At 60.7% G+C, this 14,614-nt stretch carries 17 protein-coding genes; 9 read left to right on the plus strand and 8 right to left on the minus strand.

What is annotated here, in order from left to right:
* Positions 1–2 precede the first annotated feature (2 nt).
* The 4 genes from AACW30_RS10315 to AACW30_RS10330 form a co-directional block, all read right to left on the minus strand.
* The gene (locus AACW30_RS10315; RefSeq protein ID WP_119735472.1) at positions 3–242 is read right to left on the minus strand and encodes a hypothetical protein; all 240 of its coding nucleotides are present in this window, start codon (positions 240–242) and stop codon (positions 3–5) included.
* Entirely contained in the window at positions 239–496 is a 258-nt protein-coding gene (locus AACW30_RS10320; RefSeq protein WP_106580000.1) for a DUF6555 family protein, read from the minus strand. The genes AACW30_RS10315 and AACW30_RS10320 overlap by 4 nt, the downstream gene beginning before the upstream one ends.
* 100 nt (positions 497–596) lie before the next feature.
* Positions 597–878, minus strand: a complete 282-nt coding sequence (locus AACW30_RS10325; protein WP_106580001.1) for a hypothetical protein — start codon at positions 876–878, stop codon at positions 597–599.
* Positions 879–937: 59 nt separating this feature from the next.
* Complete coding sequence (locus AACW30_RS10330; protein ID WP_200624942.1) at positions 938–1,480, minus strand: cupin; 543 nt, start codon at positions 1,478–1,480, stop codon at positions 938–940.
* Between the two features lie 170 nt (positions 1,481–1,650).
* Here AACW30_RS10330 and AACW30_RS10335 point away from each other — a divergent pair, with 170 nt between their 5' ends.
* Positions 1,651–2,361 (plus strand): glycosyltransferase, encoded by a 711-nt coding sequence (locus tag AACW30_RS10335; RefSeq protein WP_200624943.1) that lies wholly within the window; start codon positions 1,651–1,653, stop codon positions 2,359–2,361.
* A 36-nt stretch (positions 2,362–2,397) separates the two neighbouring features.
* Positions 2,398–2,613, plus strand: a complete 216-nt coding sequence (locus tag AACW30_RS10340; protein WP_106580020.1) for a hypothetical protein — start codon at positions 2,398–2,400, stop codon at positions 2,611–2,613.
* A gap of 6 nt (positions 2,614–2,619) precedes the next feature.
* Here AACW30_RS10340 and AACW30_RS10345 read toward each other — a convergent pair whose 3' ends face one another.
* Positions 2,620–2,856 carry a hypothetical protein gene (locus AACW30_RS10345; protein ID WP_106580003.1) on the minus strand — a complete coding sequence of 79 codons (237 nt, stop codon included), beginning with the start codon at positions 2,854–2,856 and terminating at the stop codon, positions 2,620–2,622.
* Positions 2,857–3,069: 213 nt separating this feature from the next.
* Here AACW30_RS10345 and AACW30_RS10350 point away from each other — a divergent pair, with 213 nt between their 5' ends.
* The 5 genes from AACW30_RS10350 to AACW30_RS10370 all read left to right on the plus strand — a co-directional run bounded on the left by AACW30_RS10350 (position 3,070) and on the right by AACW30_RS10370 (position 5,667).
* Positions 3,070–3,909, plus strand: coding sequence for an SDR family oxidoreductase (locus AACW30_RS10350; RefSeq protein ID WP_234452670.1), 840 nt, complete (start codon positions 3,070–3,072; stop codon positions 3,907–3,909).
* 51 nt (positions 3,910–3,960) lie between these two features.
* The gene (locus AACW30_RS10355) at positions 3,961–4,110 is read left to right on the plus strand and encodes a hypothetical protein (protein ID WP_177410134.1); all 150 of its coding nucleotides are present in this window, start codon (positions 3,961–3,963) and stop codon (positions 4,108–4,110) included.
* A gap of 72 nt (positions 4,111–4,182) precedes the next feature.
* Complete coding sequence (locus tag AACW30_RS10360; protein ID WP_119735468.1) at positions 4,183–4,416, plus strand: hypothetical protein; 234 nt, start codon at positions 4,183–4,185, stop codon at positions 4,414–4,416.
* Between the two features lie 130 nt (positions 4,417–4,546).
* On the plus strand, positions 4,547–4,780 hold the full coding sequence (locus AACW30_RS10365; RefSeq protein ID WP_200624944.1) for a hypothetical protein: 234 nt from the start codon (positions 4,547–4,549) through the stop codon (positions 4,778–4,780).
* A 110-nt stretch (positions 4,781–4,890) separates the two neighbouring features.
* Complete coding sequence (locus AACW30_RS10370; RefSeq protein WP_200624945.1) at positions 4,891–5,667, plus strand: ABC transporter substrate-binding protein; 777 nt, start codon at positions 4,891–4,893, stop codon at positions 5,665–5,667.
* 59 nt (positions 5,668–5,726) lie between these two features.
* On the opposite strand, the gene AACW30_RS10375 is transcribed toward AACW30_RS10370, so the two are convergent.
* The 3 genes from AACW30_RS10375 to AACW30_RS10385 are packed head-to-tail and all read right to left on the minus strand — an operon-like array spanning position 5,727 to position 8,455.
* Positions 5,727–6,353 carry a helix-turn-helix transcriptional regulator gene (locus AACW30_RS10375; protein ID WP_119735466.1) on the minus strand — a complete coding sequence of 209 codons (627 nt, stop codon included), beginning with the start codon at positions 6,351–6,353 and terminating at the stop codon, positions 5,727–5,729.
* On the minus strand, positions 6,353–7,486 hold the full coding sequence (locus tag AACW30_RS10380) for an NAD(P)/FAD-dependent oxidoreductase (RefSeq protein WP_200624946.1): 1,134 nt from the start codon (positions 7,484–7,486) through the stop codon (positions 6,353–6,355). The genes AACW30_RS10375 and AACW30_RS10380 overlap by 1 nt, the downstream gene beginning before the upstream one ends.
* Positions 7,487–7,507: 21 nt before the next feature.
* Complete coding sequence (locus AACW30_RS10385) at positions 7,508–8,455, minus strand: ornithine cyclodeaminase family protein (protein WP_200624947.1); 948 nt, start codon at positions 8,453–8,455, stop codon at positions 7,508–7,510.
* A 224-nt stretch (positions 8,456–8,679) separates the two neighbouring features.
* Between AACW30_RS10385 and AACW30_RS10390 the strand changes: the two genes are divergently transcribed.
* Complete coding sequence (locus tag AACW30_RS10390; RefSeq protein WP_234452671.1) at positions 8,680–10,401, plus strand: ShlB/FhaC/HecB family hemolysin secretion/activation protein; 1,722 nt, start codon at positions 8,680–8,682, stop codon at positions 10,399–10,401.
* A 33-nt stretch (positions 10,402–10,434) separates the two neighbouring features.
* Positions 10,435–14,614: two-partner secretion domain-containing protein (locus AACW30_RS10395; RefSeq protein ID WP_200624948.1), on the plus strand; the 4,180-nt coding region annotated here is incomplete at its 3' end.

Here is a 14,614-nt window from a genome sequence, read left to right on the forward strand (position 1 = left end):
GACTAGTTGCGCATCGCCTGCTGTATTCGCATCCATTCTTGATGCGCGGCGGCGCGTTGTCTGTCGGCGGTCTGCTTGGCCTGACTGAAGCGTGCCCAGGTCGCCGTGTCACCGCTGTAGGACTCGATGATGTTGTAGGCCGCCGCTTCGAGTCGATCGGCCTCGAAAAACATCTCGGTGGTGTGCGCGATTTGGTCATCCCACGCCTGTCTCGTGGAATATTGAAGGGTTTGACTAGTCATTGCGTAAGTTCCTCCATCCATTGAATCTCTGCGGCGCTGTTCCAGCGCACGTGAGTAATTCCATATTGCTCCGCCATCGGCCTGGAAACGCGCTTGAGCGTGTTCTGGCCAAATTTGGGTATCACTGCGACGCCGGCGTCGCAGCTGGCCCAGTGCCAGGCCTGGGCGTTGTCCATCTGCGGCGCGCGAACGATGAAAGACTTCGGCACGCCGTGCAGCTGATACTCGATGGTAAATAGATCGCTCGCTTTCATGAGGCCTCCTGTTGCTCATGAAGTACAGATATTTGGCGTCAAAAAAAATTCAAAAAATTGTCCGACAATTCGATGACCGTGCCGGCGACCCTCGCGCGTGTCAGTCGTCCACGGTAAACGTCACCCAACCTGGGCCGTCATTCGCTCTTTCGATTTCCATAATGACGCCGCCAATCGAGGCGCCGTCCGGCAGGTTGACCGCGACAAAGTTGGGGTGACCGGGCCATTGCAGGGGCTTGTCGAAGCTCAGGCGCGCAATCGTCGGCTTGCCGCTGCTGGTCAATTGGATGTTCACCGACTCATTCAGGTGTTCGTCTGAGCGGGTGCCCAGGTGACGTGATGCAGTAATGACGCTGGCAATACCTTGATAATCGTAGGACATAACGGGCTACCTTCTGTAGTGACTGCGAATTCAACAGTGTCGATTTTCGACCCTCTTGTTCATTCGATAGTTGCGCGCTGGGCAGACCAATGTGTGCAGACCGCGCCTGCGTCACCCTGAACCGGGTCTTGCTGTGGAAACGCCAGGCCAGCAATGCGCTGCAGTTGCGCGTCGCTCGGTGCCTCGCGGCCTATATCTGCGTGCTGACCGGACGGGTAGGCGCCAACCACCAGAAAGTCTTCACTGCAACCGAGATTGCAGTGACCGGTACCGGCGGGAAGCAACAGCACGTCGCCTTGCTTCACCGACACCACGTGGCCATTGGGTCCGCCGAGTATCAAGCGCGCATGACCACAAGCGATGCCCAACACCTCATGCCCTTCGCAATGGTAGTGGTGGTAGTCGTAGACCCCGTCCCGCCATTGGGGCGGCCAGCCGTGTGCCAAAAACGTCTGCTCAAACAGCGCAGCCGGATCACTTCCGGTTACGCGGATGGCGTTCGGGTAAATGATCACCGGCAAGCGCGGGTTGTTCGGCACCCAGCCGTTGCGGTCGAGCAGCAAGGTCTTGAACGTACCTGCCGATGGATGCGCGTTCTTCATGCCGTGTTCTCCTGCGCTTAATAACGAAGCAAAGCCCCCAGAGCGCCAGTGTGGCGCGCCGATAAACAATCTGAGCGGCCAGGTCTAAGGGACGTTCCAGAAACTTTAAACCTTCGCGATAAGCGAGGTGTCGATAGCTGGAGACACTTCGCCAGGTAGAGGGAACGTCAATGATAGGGATTGTGATACCTGCCCATAACGAGCAAAGGCAAATCAGTGATTGCCTGGCTTCCGTGCTGCTTGCCATAGCGCACCCGGCGTTGCAAAACCAGCGCGTCGAGGTCCTCGTAGTGCTGGACGACTGCTCGGACCAAACGGGTGAGCGGGCAACCGCAATGGGCGTGGCAACGCTTGATGTCTGCTTTAGAAACGTCGGCCAGGCCAGGGCTGTCGGCGCAGAGCAGCTACTGGAGGCCGGTGCCCAATGGCTGGCCTTCACCGATGCCGATACCCTCGTGCCGCAGGATTGGCTGGTGCGTCAGCTCGCGTTCGGCGCCGACGCGGTGTGTGGCACCGTCGAAGTGGACAGCTGGAGCGAGTACGACGAAGTCGCACGTTCTCGATACCTTGCCCTCTACCAGTTTGTCGAAAACCATCGGCATATCCATGGCGCCAACCTGGGCCTGAGTGCAGACGCCTATCGCAACGCCGGTGGGTTTCAGCATTTGGTTGCTCACGAGGACGTGCGCCTGGTGGCTGACCTGGAAAGGACCGGTGCGCGGATTGCGTGGACGGCCACCAACCCGGTGATCACCAGTGCGCGCCGTGATTACAAATGTCGGGGCGGGTTCGGCGAATACCTGGCTTCGCTTATGCCTGGCACGGGCCACGTGGTCAGCGAGCCCAGTGCGAGTGCAAACGTCACGCTCGGGGCCGGGTGACCTCGGGTGTTTATCGACTGGGTGCAATGGCCTGCGATGGTCGTGACGGTGATCTCGGCCTGGTTCATCGGGTCTCAACGGCCTCGCCGGCGCATGTTCGCGTTCTGGGGCTTCATCCTCAGCAACGCCTTATGGGTGGCTTGGGGATGGCACGCGAATGCCTACGCGCTGATCGTGCTCGAATGCACGCTGTTGGGCATGAACGCGCGTGGCTTCCGGAAAAATCTGCGCACCCACCGGGCTTCTGAATGACCCACCTTACTGATTCTGGAAGTTCTTTTTAAACCCGCGCAGGTTCATCAAGCCCAGGCAGATCTGCAGCACGATCAGCGCATAGGCGTCAGCGTAAGCGCCCCAGACAACCCACAGAACATTGCTCAAACAAAAGCACACGAACCCCGCCATTCTGCGCGAGGGGCGCTGAGAGCCGATCAGCCACGCTGCCAGAACCGTGACCAGCATTGCTGGCCACTGCACCCAATCCAGATCACTCAAATCCGCTTCCTTAATTGCCAGACCTTTAAATAGGAAGAGGGCGGTTGGGGTGAATGATTCAGTTTTTTTAACTCGCGTAACGTCCTAACCACTCGTCAGCTATTGAGCCTAATAGTTGAACGAGCGCGGCTGCGCTCCGGCCAGATAAATCATATGTGGACGAACAGCAGGCTTCGTCCGGCCACCGCTACCCATCATTCCCAGGAGCAAATCATGACAATTCTAGTGACCGGCGCAGGTACGGGTTTCGGCTATGAAGTAGCCCTCAGGCTGGCCAAAAAAGGCCTCGACGTGATTGCCGGCGTCGAGATCGTGGCCCAGGTGCATGCGCTGGAACAGGAAGCCCGCCGCCGGGGTGTCAACCTGCGTATCGAGAAGCTCGATGTCACGCACGAGGGCGACCGGTTGAGGGCTGCTGAGTGGGACGTCGACGTGCTGCTCAACAACGCCGGTATTTCAGAAGGCGGCGCGACCGTGGACATTCCTGCTGAGCATTTGCGCCGTCAGTATGAGGTCAACGTGATTGGCCCATTGATGCTGACTCAGCTGATTGTGAAAAAAATGGTCTTGAAGAAAAAGGGCAAGGTCGTCTTCATGTCATCCGTTGCCGGCCTGACCGCCGACCCTTTCGCCGGCGCCTACGCGTCGTCCAAGCACGCCGTGGAGGCCATCGCCGAGTCGATGAGCCTTGAGCTCAAAGAGTTTGGCATCGAGGTGGCGACCGTCAACCCGGGGCCGTTTCTCACAGGCTTCAATGACCGCATGTTCGAAACCTGGAAAACCTGGCAAGACGAACCTTCCGAGCGCCTTTTCGACTACAGCAAACTGGCCTTTCCCCACGAGCAATACGACCCGGAGCCGGTCTTCGAGACCACTATCGGGGTGATTACCGGGGCTATCGACACCTATCGAAACGTTGAACCCAAGGCAATCATTGACCAGCAGCGCAAGCAGATGGACTCGGCCTGGACGCGCAAGAGCAACGAAGGCCTGGGCAAGCGCGCGCAGCTGGTGCAGAAAGCCTATGACATCAAGCCAGGTACGCCGGTCTGACGCCTGGCAAGGCCTTGCGCTTTCACCCACCTCACTAACAGGTAGACGAAGATGAAGACGTTATACAGATGCTTGGGGCTGTGCAGTGTGTTGATGCTTCACGGCTGTTTTGACAGCGCCAATAACACCACCAAGGACAACACCAGCGGTAGCAAATCCTCGGTGCAGATGCAGGAAGGCAAGTCACAGGAAAGCCAGTAGAGCCTGGGAGGGTCCGGGCTGTCGCGAGCAGCCTGGACTGCACCGCTTACAACGATAAAAACGGTGATCGCGATGAATTGCCTCATTTGTGTGGGGGCGGCCGAACGGGTTTCCTGCGACGGCCCCTGGGAAGAACGCGACTGCCCGGACTGCGGACGTTACCGGGTGGCGGACGAACTGATCCTGGCATTGATGGACAATGGCCAGATCTTCGATATCGCCAAAACGCGCGGCTGGTTGGACAGCCGGCGTTGCGAGGGCGCTACACCGTGCATTCAACTGCATGAGGCGCTGCTTGTGGTGTGAGCGGGACGGGCCTGAGACGCTGGGGTCTTGACCTGTGTCACCGTCTGGTTGCAGACAGCTTTGCCGTGCCTCGCGGAGCGGTTCGCGCGCGTGATCCACACGCAACAGCAGGGTCATAGGCCTCTGGTCGATGATGATTTGCGCCACGATCAGCCCACTGATCAGCGGTGCGTTCACCAGCCAGTACCTGCGAGCCATCCACGGGCCGCATCAGCACATCCAGCAATTCCAGGTCGGGCTTGAGGGCCAGATGCAGTGGCAGCGCGCGGCGTTATTGTGCGCAACCCAGGTGCATTTTCATGGGAGGTTTTGTTTAGGAACGATGGAGGCGGGCGGTTTATTGCCTGAAGGGAAGGCGGATTGACGAGTCATACTTAAAAGTCCAGTATGGAATTATAAGTACAAAAACGTGCGTCAACGCTGGCTTTATTTCTTCACGCTTGCCAAACCAACAATAACTTGCGAGACCCAATCATGAAGAAACACACGCTTATCACCGCCCTGGCCTTCAGCCTGCTCGCTTCCAGCCATGTGCTGGCGGCCGAAAAAACCTTGCGCATCGGCATTGAGGCGGCGTACCCACCGTTCGCTTCCAAGACCCAGGATGGCAAGATCGTCGGGTTCGACTATGACATTGGCAACGCCCTGTGCGCGCAGATGAACGTCAAATGCGTGTGGGTAGAGGGTGAATTCGACGGCCTGATTCCTTCCCTCAAAGTGAAGAAAATCGACATGGCCCTGTCGTCCATGACCATCAATGAAGACCGCAAAAAGTCGGTGGACTTCACCCACAAGTACTATTTCACCTCCTCACGCCTGGTGATGAAGGACGGCGCAACCGTGGATGACCAGTACGCCAGCCTCAAGGGCAAGACCGTCGGGGTGCAGCGCGCCACGACCACCGACCGTTATGCCACCGAGGTGTTCGAGCCCAAGGGCATCAACGTCAAGCGCTACAGCAACAACGAAGAAATCTACATGGACCTGGCGTCGGGGCGCCTCGATGCGATCTTTGCCGACACCATCCCGCTGAACGACTTTCTGTCGATGCCACGTGGCAAAGGCTATGCCTTTGTCGGCCCTGAACTCAAGGACCCGAAATACGTGGGCGAGGGCGCCGGGATTGCGGTACGCAAAGGCAATACCGAGCTGGTCGGCGAGTTGAACGCGGCCATCGACGGTATCCGCGCCAATGGCGAGTACCAGAAGATTTCACAGCAGTATTTCAAGTCCGACATCTACGGCGACTGACGCCTCAAGCCGGCGTGCCGACTCCTCGCAGGGGCCGGCACGCCGGCTCGTGCGCCGGGTCAGCCCTTCAATTCCTTGAGGTGTTTGTAAACCGTCGCCCGTCCCATTCCCAGCACATTCGCGACATAGTTCGACGCGCTCTTGCCCTTGAACGCGCCTTCGGCATGCAGCGCTAACACCAGCTCGCGCTTGTGGTCGCGCGTCAGCAGATTCAGGCTCAACTGGCGTTCGCGCATCCACGCATGCAGGAAGGTGTTGATCCGTTCCTGCCAGTCATCGCGAAACAGCGAGTCCGGCTGCGGGATCAGCTTGCTCGGCGACAGAAACAGGTCCAGCGCCGCCTTCGCGTTTTCGAACAGCGAGATATTCAGGTTGATGCACAGCACGGCAAGCCGGCGCCCGGTGTGGTCGTGCAGCACGGTGCTCAGGCTGCGGATTTTCTGGCCGTCCCAGTTGAGCTTTTCGTACGGACCGATGTTCACTTCACTGACGTCATCGCTGAGCATGTCCTCCAGCGACGAGTCGTCACCGATAGCGCGTTTGGACAGGTTGTTGGCGATGTAATCGACCTTTTGCGTGCGCAAGTCATGCAGCACCACTTCGGCATGAGGGAAGAACAGCGTGGCGATCGCATCGGCGATCGCGCGAAAATTCTGCATGACTTTTTCTTGCTCGGCGGTGTTCATCAATGCGGCTCCAGGCGGACGGGCGAGAGCATACCAGCGTCCAGGCCGAACCGCGTCAGTGCCTCCGGCAACGGGTTGCCGCGCACCAGGGCCGCGCTCGCCTGGCCCATGGCCGGTGAGGTCTGGATACCATAGCCGCCTTGCGCCGCCACCCAGAACAACCCCGGAACCTGCGGATCGAACCCCGAGAGCAAATCACCGTCGTGGACAAAGCTGCGCAGCCCGGCCCAGGTGCGGGTCGGGCGGCGGATGGTCAGGGTGGTGGCTTCTTCGATCTGATAAATGCCCATGGCGATGTCCAGCTCCTCAGGCTGCACATCCTGTGGCTCGACCGGGTCGGCGTTGGCCGGTGAACCCAGGAACATCCCGGCGTCGGGTTTCATGTAGAAGGCTTCGTCCAGCGCCACCAGCATCGGCCAGTGGTGGGTGTCCACACCCTCGGGCCCGGCGAAGATAAACGCTGAGCGGCGCTTGGGTTGCAGGCCGATGGACGCCGCGCCGGCCAGCCCGCCGATATGATCAGCCCAGGCGCCGGCGGCGTTGATGATGACTGGGGCGGTGAAGGTCGCGTCCTGGGTGCGCACATGCCACAGGCCGTCGGCGTCACGGCTCAAGCCCAGTACGTGGCTGTCGGTGCGCACGTCGCCGTGGTGGCGACGGATGCCGCGCAAATAGCCTTGGTGCAGGGCGTCGGTGTCGATGTCGCTGGCGGTAGGGTCAAAGATTGCGCCGTGGACTTTTTCCCGCCGCAGGATTGGCAAGCGTGCGCAAGCCTCGTCGGCACTCAGCTGCTCGACTTGCGGCACGGTGGCCTTGGCGCTCAGGTATTGGCTGTTGAGTTCCACCGGGTCGCCATTGAAATCCACGGTCATTTCACCGCGGGGCGTCAGCAGTGGATGGTCGCAAAAGCCAGGCGGCGGGTTGTCGAAAAATTCACGGCTCGCCAGGGTCAGCGCGCGCACTTGCGGGGTGCCATAGGCGGCGGTGTAGAGGGCTGCCGAGCGCCCGGTGGAGTGATAGGCCGGGTGGTTTTCGCGCTCCAGTACCAGCACTTTGCCGTGCTGCGACAGCCAGAAACCGGTAGAGGCGCCAGCAATGCCGCCGCCGATAATGATGAAGTCTGCAGAGTTCATGAACGTCTCCTCAAAAGGCGGTTAGCGCTGGATCTGATACAGGGCATTGGCCAGTGCAATGTCTTCCAGGCCCAGGCCGATGGAGCGGAAAAACACAGGGCGGTCGTAGTCCGGGCGCTGCGCCATGTCGCTGAGCAGCTCAGGCAAGTCGCCGACGATGGTGCGCTTGTCCCAACCGTGCCGTTCGCCGGCGATCAGCATTTCACCGGCCGCCCCTGGGGTGGTCTGGCGATAGTCGCAGAACACGTGCATGTGCTGGAGGCATTCGGCCGGCACTTCATGGGCGCGCGGCGCGTTGGTGCTGATGGAGGTGATCAGCGCGGGTTTGCGCAAGCGTGTCGGGTCGATCACAGGTGTTGCCGAGGAGGTGCAGAGCAGGATGACGTCGGCGTCTTCCAGGGCGGCGTCACAGCTCGTGGCGAGGGTCAGGCGCGGGTCCAGGCCCTTGAGGTGGGCGAGGGTCTCGGCATTCGCGCGGCCAAGGCGCGGCGAATACAGGCTGATGTGCTGCCAGTCGCGCAGGTTCTGCACATAGCGCACGTGCGCCTGCGCAACCTTGCCGCTGCCGATAATCGCCAGGCGCCGCGCGGTTGCCGGTGCCAGCGCGTCCACCGCCAGCGCAGTGGTAGCCGCGGTGCGCGCGGTGGTCAGTTCGGCGGCATCGCAAAGCAACAGAGGCTGGCCGGTGCGCATCGACATCAACAGCGTCCATGCGCTCACCAGCGGCCCTTGCTCGCGCACGATGTAGGGCGAGGTCTTGACCCCGTACACCCCGTCTTCGGCCAGCACGCCCAGGTAGTTGATAAAGTCGCCAGCGCCCTGAGGGAACTCCACCAGCTGTTGCGCCGGCTGTACCGCAAGCCCTGCGGCCAGGTCGCGGAACAGCTTGCGCAGGATGTGAGGCACATCGATTTGCGCAAGTAATTCGTGGGCCTGGGCCTGGTTGATCACGTGAGGCGTGCTGGGCATGGCTATCTCCGCGGATAAACTGATTTGTCCATTATGGACTTATAATTCTGTTGAGCAATATCCGTGTCAAAAAAGCTACAGCGCTGCCTCCCGGTAAGTTGTGATACGCACTGAATCAATGCATCAGGACTGATACAAATGGGTACATTTAATTGACGCCAGCATTTCGCCACCCTATTATCGCCGCCGATTAGTGGCTCAGTGCCATATAGAGGGATCTAGACATGTGGCGTTTGGAACGTCGGACAAGGCTTGGCCTGCTGTCCGCTTTTTTTTGCCTGGGCGTTGCCGGATTAGCACAAGCTGCCCCCCCGCAGGCGACCCCGGGCATCACCGACCTGATTCGCGACCGCCAGGACCGCCTGCTCGAAGACCAGCAGCGGCGCCTCGAAGAACTCAAAGACCTGCCCGGCAAATCCGCCGCGCCTGCAACGCCGACCACGCCCGTGGATACCCGTTGCTTCCCGATCAAAATCATCGAACTCGCCGGCGCCGATGCGCTGTCCGAAGGTGAGCGTGACGCGCTGATCAAGCCCTATATCGGCCAATGCCTGGGCGTGCCGCAGCTTAATGAAGTGCTCAAGGTCATCACCGACCGTTACTTGGCCAGAGGCTTGGTGACCAGCCGTGCCTACCTGCCACAGCAGGACCTTTCCAGCGGCAACCTCAGGATCCAGGTAGTCGAAGGCAAGCTCGAAAGTTTGAAGGGCGTCGAAGGCAGCGGCATCACCGACCGCCAGTTGGCGATGAGCTTCCCAGGCAAGTCCGGCGAGTTACTCAACCTGCGCGAAATCGAGCAGATGGTCGACCAGCTCAACCGCCTGCCGTCGAACCAGGCGCAGATGGAGTTGGCGCCAGGAAAGGCCGTGGGTGGTAGCGACGTTCTGGTCAAGAACACTCCGCAGAAACCGTGGCGTGTCGGCTTGTCGCGCCATAACGGCGGCCAGCGCAGCACCGGCGAGCAACAGTGGGGTGCGAGCCTGGATTGGGACAACCCGCTGGGGTTGGCCGACCAACTTTCGCTGCGCGGCGGCCACGATGCGGTGAGCGACCACCAGAAAACTTCACGCAATTCGATGCTCAATTACAGCCTGCCGTTTGGCTGGTGGAACCTCACCTACAGCTACACCGAAAGCGAGTACCGCTCCCAGGCCCAGGCGAAAAACTTCACGTTCAAGCAAACCGGCGACAGCCAAAACCACCAACTGCGCCTGGAGCGTGTGATTCATCGTGACGCGCTGAGCAAAACCTCCCTGAGCACTGGCGTGGCCTACCTGCGCACTAACAACTTCATCGAAGACAGCAAGCTGGCGCTGAGCAGCAATCGCCTCAGCGAAGCCCAGTTCGGTATCAACCATGGCCGCCGCATCGGCGGCTCATTCCTGAACATCGACCTGGGCATGCAAGACGGCATCGGCGCCTTCGATGCCCAAGCCAATCATCACCCCAAGCCCGGTCAGGCCGATGCGCGCTACCGCAAATACACCGCCACGGTGAGCTACTTGTACCCATTTCAGCTGTGGGGCGAGTCGCTGAGCTTCAGCAGCTTGATGACCGGCCAGCACAGTGAAGACGTGTTATTCAGCCCACAACGCATGAGCCTCGGCGGGCAATCGTCGATTCGCGGCTACAAAGACCAGATGCTCGCTGGCGACAGCGGCGGCTACTGGCGCAACGACCTGCGCTGGAGCCGCCCAGTGACCTGGGCCTGGCTGCAGCCGGTGCTCAACGAATACGGCACCAGCCTTGGTTATGACCAGGGCGTGATCAGCCACGGCCGCTACAACGCCGAACAGCATGGGCGCATGAGCAGCAACTCGCTGGAGCTGTTTGCCCGCGGCAAGAACGTCGCGGCGACGGTGACCTTCGCCCACTCTTTGGAACGACCGGCTGCGATCACAGAACGTGAAGCGCCGATCTATTTCCGCCTGGATTTTTTCCTTTAAATTTTTTACCGCCCTCGGGCATCGAGACATGACATGGACGTTCGCCAGTTCGCCTTCCTCGCGCGCCAGCCTTCTGCTGCCGTAAAAAGCCGCTCCCACTTTCTGGGGCTGCCTAAACGTGGGTTAGCGTTGATCCTGGCCAACGCGATGTTCTGGCAGCCGCTGCTGGCCCAGGCCGACGGCATCGTGGTCAGCGCACCGGGCACCACGCTCGGGCAGGCGGGCAATGGCGTGCCCATCGTCAACATCGCCGCGCCAAACGGGAGCGGCCTGTCGCACAACCAATTCCATGACTACAACGTCGGCGCCAACGGTGTCATTCTCAACAACGCCACCGATCGCACCCAGTCCACCCAACTGGGCGGCATCATCGTCGGCAACCCGAACCTGCGCGGCACCGCCGCCAACATCATCCTCAACGAAGTTAACGGCGGCAGCCCCAGCCAACTGCGTGGCTACACCGAAGTGGCGGGGCAGTCGGCCCATGTCATCGTTGCCAACCCGTACGGCATCAGCTGCAACGGTTGCGGCTTTATCAACACCCCACAAGCCACGCTGACCACTGGTAAAGCGGTGATCGAAAACGGCCAGATCAGTCGCTATCAGGTTGACCAAGGCAACGTCGCCATCGAAGGCGCCGGCTTGAACGCCAGCAACGTCGACCAGTTCGAAATCATCACCCGCGCCACCACGATCAACGCGCAGATTCAGGCGAAAAAACTCACCATCGTCGCCGGTCGCAACGACGTCGACGCACGCACCCTCAACGCCACTGCGCGGGCGGCAGATGGCAGCCAGGCGCCAGACCTGGCGATTGACTCCTCGGCGCTCGGCGGCATGTACGTGGGCGCGGTCAAGCTGATCGGCACCGAGGCCGGTGTGGGCGTGCGGCTGTCGGGTGACATGGTTGCCGGCGGCGATATTCAGATTGATGCCGCAGGCAATGTGGTGATGGGCCAGACCTCGGCCGCCGGCGCCGTAAATGTGAAGGCCGCAAGCGTGGCGGCACAGGGATCGGTCTTGGCGGGCAGTGCTTTGAATGTGCAGACCCAAGGCGCACTGATTAACCAAAAAAGTCTGGTTGCGCGTGATCGCGTGCAGTTGCAAAGCGGCGGGGCGTTGACCAATAACGGCATCATCGAAGCTGGCGTTAACGCCGACCAGACACGCAACGCGCAGGGCGACATCCAAATCAGCGCTGGGCAGTTGAATAACAACGGCAAGACCCTCATTGCCAGTCGCGACCTTTCACTGAATGTCGACGGAACGCTGAGCAACCAGGGCGGCACCCTGAGTGCGAAAAACCAGCTCAAGGTCAGCGCCGCAACGTTGGATAACCAGCAACAAGGCCGCGTGCTGAGTGCTGCAAGCATTGAGCTGAATGCCGCTCGACTGCTCAACTCTGAGGTCGGGCTGGTCGCCGGCGACCGCGGGCTGCGCGCTAACGTCGGGCAATTGATCAACCGCAAGGGCGAACTCTCCAGCCAGGCCGACGTCACCTTGCATGTCGATGATCTGGACAACGTCGCTGGCCTGATCTCCTCGGGCCAAGCGCTGCGCTTGAGCGCCGGCGCGACCCTGAATAACCAGGCCGGTCGCCTGGCCGCTGGGCAGCACCTGCAGATCGACGCCGGGCAACTGAACAACAGTCAGTCAGCCGTCGTCAGCAGCCAGGGCAGCCTGGGGCTGAACATTGCCGGCACGCTGGATAACCAGCAGCAGGGCCGCATCGAATCCGGCACTGGCGCACAGATCAATGCCGGCACCTTCAATAACCAACAGAGCGGCGTACTCATCAGTGGTGACGCGCTTGATCTGGTTGCAGGGCCGGTCAATAACAGCCAAGGCGGCTCGATCAGCAGCGCCAAGGCTCTCAATGCCCGCGTCACCAGCCTCGACCAGCATGATCATGGGCGCCTTTACAGTAACAACGACGTCAACCTGGACCTGGGCAATGGCCACCTCGACAACCGCGACAGCGGCTTGATTAACGCGGGCGGCCAGCTGTCGTTCAACAATCTAAATAGCGTCGATAACCGCAGCGGTGAGATTTCCAATACGCATGGTTTTCAACTGACCGCAAACAGCCTGGATAACCGCAGCGGCAAATTGCTCAGTGACCGAGCGCTGGGCCTGCGCATCGCGCAAATCCTGAACAACGGCGCCGGCGTTATGACCGCCAATGGCCTGGAGATTGACGTCGCCAGTTTGATCAACGACCAGGGTGGTCTTTTGCATAGCCGTGATCGGCTGAACGCTCGGGTGAGCGGCGCACTCGTCAACCAAGATGCACGTTTGAGCGCTGACGCTGGCGCGCAGTTGACCGTGGGGAGCCTGGACAACAGCAACGGCGGTCAGCTCTTCAGCCAGGGCGACCTGAGCCTGAACCTCAATCGTGGTCATCTGAACAACCAGGGAGGCTTGATCTACTCGCCGGGGCGGTTGCTGCTGACGCAACTGAGCAGTGTCGATAACCAAGGCGGTGAAATTTCCAGCGTGCAGGCGTTCGTCCTGAGCGCCGACCAACTTAACAACGGCGCCGGCAAGTTGCTCAGCGAGCAAGCGTTGAGTGTGCGCATCGCCCGGGCTCTGGACAACGCCAAAGGCCTGGTAACGGCCAAGACTCTGGAGGTTCAGGCCGGCACGCTGAACAACCAATCCGGCCGTTTCGCTGCGGTAGACGACCTCAACCTGCACGTCGATGCCGAACTGGATAACCGCGCGGGCAAGTTGCTCGGCAAGCAACTCGTATTAGGGCTTGGCGCGCTGAATAACGATCAGGGCCAGGTGCAGGCTGGATCGACGCTTGCGCTTCACACGCAGGGTGCAATCAGCAATCAGGCCGGTACGTTGGCCGCCGGGCAAAGCGTGACCCTCGACAGCGCCAGTCTGGATAACCGTCGCGGCAACTTGAACAGCGACGCGTCACTGACCGCGCGTATTGCCGGGAACATGCTCAACCAGGCGGGGCTCTTCAGCGCCGGTGCTGACCTGCAATTGACTGTCGCCAACCTGGACAACTCCCTCAAAGGTCGGATTTCCGCCCAGCAACTGCACATTTCGGGTCAGACAGTGGACAACAGTGCGGGGGGCAACCTGGCTGCCAAAAGCCAGCTGGGTTTGGCGCTTGGCGGTCAGTTGAATAACACGCAAGGCTCGATCGTCAGTGATGGGCGCCTGGTTATTGATGCCTCTGCTGTGGCCAATGATGCCGCCGCGCTGTCCAGCATCGATACCCTGCAGATCACCAGTAGCACGTTGAGTAACCAGGGCGGGCGCGTAAGCAGCGGCACGCAGTTGGGGATGACGCTGACGGCGCTGGATAACAGCCGCGCGGGGCATATCTCCAGCCAGGCCGATGTGAGCCTGAACCTGCAAGGCGGTCACCTCAATAACCAGGGTGGCTTGATCAGCGCGCCTGGGCAGTTGCTGCTCAAGCAACTCGGTACCGTGGATAACCAGGGCGGCGAAATCTCCAGTGCGCACGCCTTTGAGCTGGCGGCAACGGCCCTGAACACCTCGGGCGGCAAGCTGCTCAGCGAGCAAGCCCTGGTCTTGCGTATCGCCCAGGCGCTGGACAACACCCGCGGCCTGATTGCCGCCGCCGCCGTGCACGTCAACAGCGCCAGCCTGGACAACCAGGGCGGCAAATTGAGCGCTGCCACTGACTTGAACCTCAGCATCGAGGGCGTGCTGGGTAACCGCCATGGTGAACTGCTCGGCCAGCGCTCGACGGTCAACGTGGCAGCACTGGATAACACTCAGGGTCGTCTCCAGGGCGACAACCAGTTGACCTTGACCGGCCAGGGCGCCATCACCAACACCCAAGGTACCTTGGCTGCCGGGCAGGTGTTGACGGTGAATGCCGCCAGCCTCGACAACGGCGCCGGCAAGCTCACCAGTGAAGGCGCCTTGACGGTGCAGGTCTCGGCCAACGTGCTCAACCAGGCAGGGCTGTTCGCGGCCGGCGACGGTGTGCAGCTCAATGCCGCCAGCCTGGACAACCAGGCCAAAGGCCGCATCACCAGCAAAGGTGATGCGCAGCTGCGTGTGGGCAAACTGGATAACCGCGAGGGCAGCATTACTTCGGTTGGCCAACTGCAGGTCCAGGGCGACGCGTTGGATAACCGCCAGGGCGGGTTGCTCAATTCGGGCAAGGCCATGAACGTGACCGTCGATAAGGTCGACAACCGTGGCGGTGAAGTGTCCAGCG

The sequence above is a fragment of the Pseudomonas sp. MF6747 genome (assembly GCF_963890955.1).
GTDB lineage: Bacteria > Pseudomonadota > Gammaproteobacteria > Pseudomonadales > Pseudomonadaceae > Aquipseudomonas.

Bases quoted from the DNA above. Each gene is read 5' to 3' on its own strand.
- AACW30_RS10315 (WP_119735472.1), bottom strand. From the start codon at position 242: ATGACTAGTCAAACCCTTCAATATTCCACGAGACAGGCGTGGGATGAC.
- AACW30_RS10320 (WP_106580000.1), bottom strand. From the start codon at position 496: ATGAAAGCGAGCGATCTATTTACCATCGAGTATCAGCTGCACGGCGTG.
- AACW30_RS10325 (WP_106580001.1), bottom strand. From the start codon at position 878: ATGTCCTACGATTATCAAGGTATTGCCAGCGTCATTACTGCATCACGT.
- AACW30_RS10330 (WP_200624942.1), bottom strand. From the start codon at position 1,480: ATGAAGAACGCGCATCCATCGGCAGGTACGTTCAAGACCTTGCTGCTC.
- AACW30_RS10335 (WP_200624943.1), top strand. From the start codon at position 1,651: ATGATAGGGATTGTGATACCTGCCCATAACGAGCAAAGGCAAATCAGT.
- AACW30_RS10340 (WP_106580020.1), top strand. From the start codon at position 2,398: ATGGTCGTGACGGTGATCTCGGCCTGGTTCATCGGGTCTCAACGGCCT.
- AACW30_RS10350 (WP_234452670.1), top strand. From the start codon at position 3,070: ATGACAATTCTAGTGACCGGCGCAGGTACGGGTTTCGGCTATGAAGTA.
- AACW30_RS10355 (WP_177410134.1), top strand. From the start codon at position 3,961: ATGAAGACGTTATACAGATGCTTGGGGCTGTGCAGTGTGTTGATGCTT.
- AACW30_RS10360 (WP_119735468.1), top strand. From the start codon at position 4,183: ATGAATTGCCTCATTTGTGTGGGGGCGGCCGAACGGGTTTCCTGCGAC.
- AACW30_RS10365 (WP_200624944.1), top strand. From the start codon at position 4,547: ATGATGATTTGCGCCACGATCAGCCCACTGATCAGCGGTGCGTTCACC.
- AACW30_RS10370 (WP_200624945.1), top strand. From the start codon at position 4,891: ATGAAGAAACACACGCTTATCACCGCCCTGGCCTTCAGCCTGCTCGCT.
- AACW30_RS10375 (WP_119735466.1), bottom strand. From the start codon at position 6,353: ATGAACACCGCCGAGCAAGAAAAAGTCATGCAGAATTTTCGCGCGATC.
- AACW30_RS10380 (WP_200624946.1), bottom strand. From the start codon at position 7,486: ATGAACTCTGCAGACTTCATCATTATCGGCGGCGGCATTGCTGGCGCC.
- AACW30_RS10385 (WP_200624947.1), bottom strand. From the start codon at position 8,455: ATGCCCAGCACGCCTCACGTGATCAACCAGGCCCAGGCCCACGAATTA.
- AACW30_RS10390 (WP_234452671.1), top strand. From the start codon at position 8,680: ATGTGGCGTTTGGAACGTCGGACAAGGCTTGGCCTGCTGTCCGCTTTT.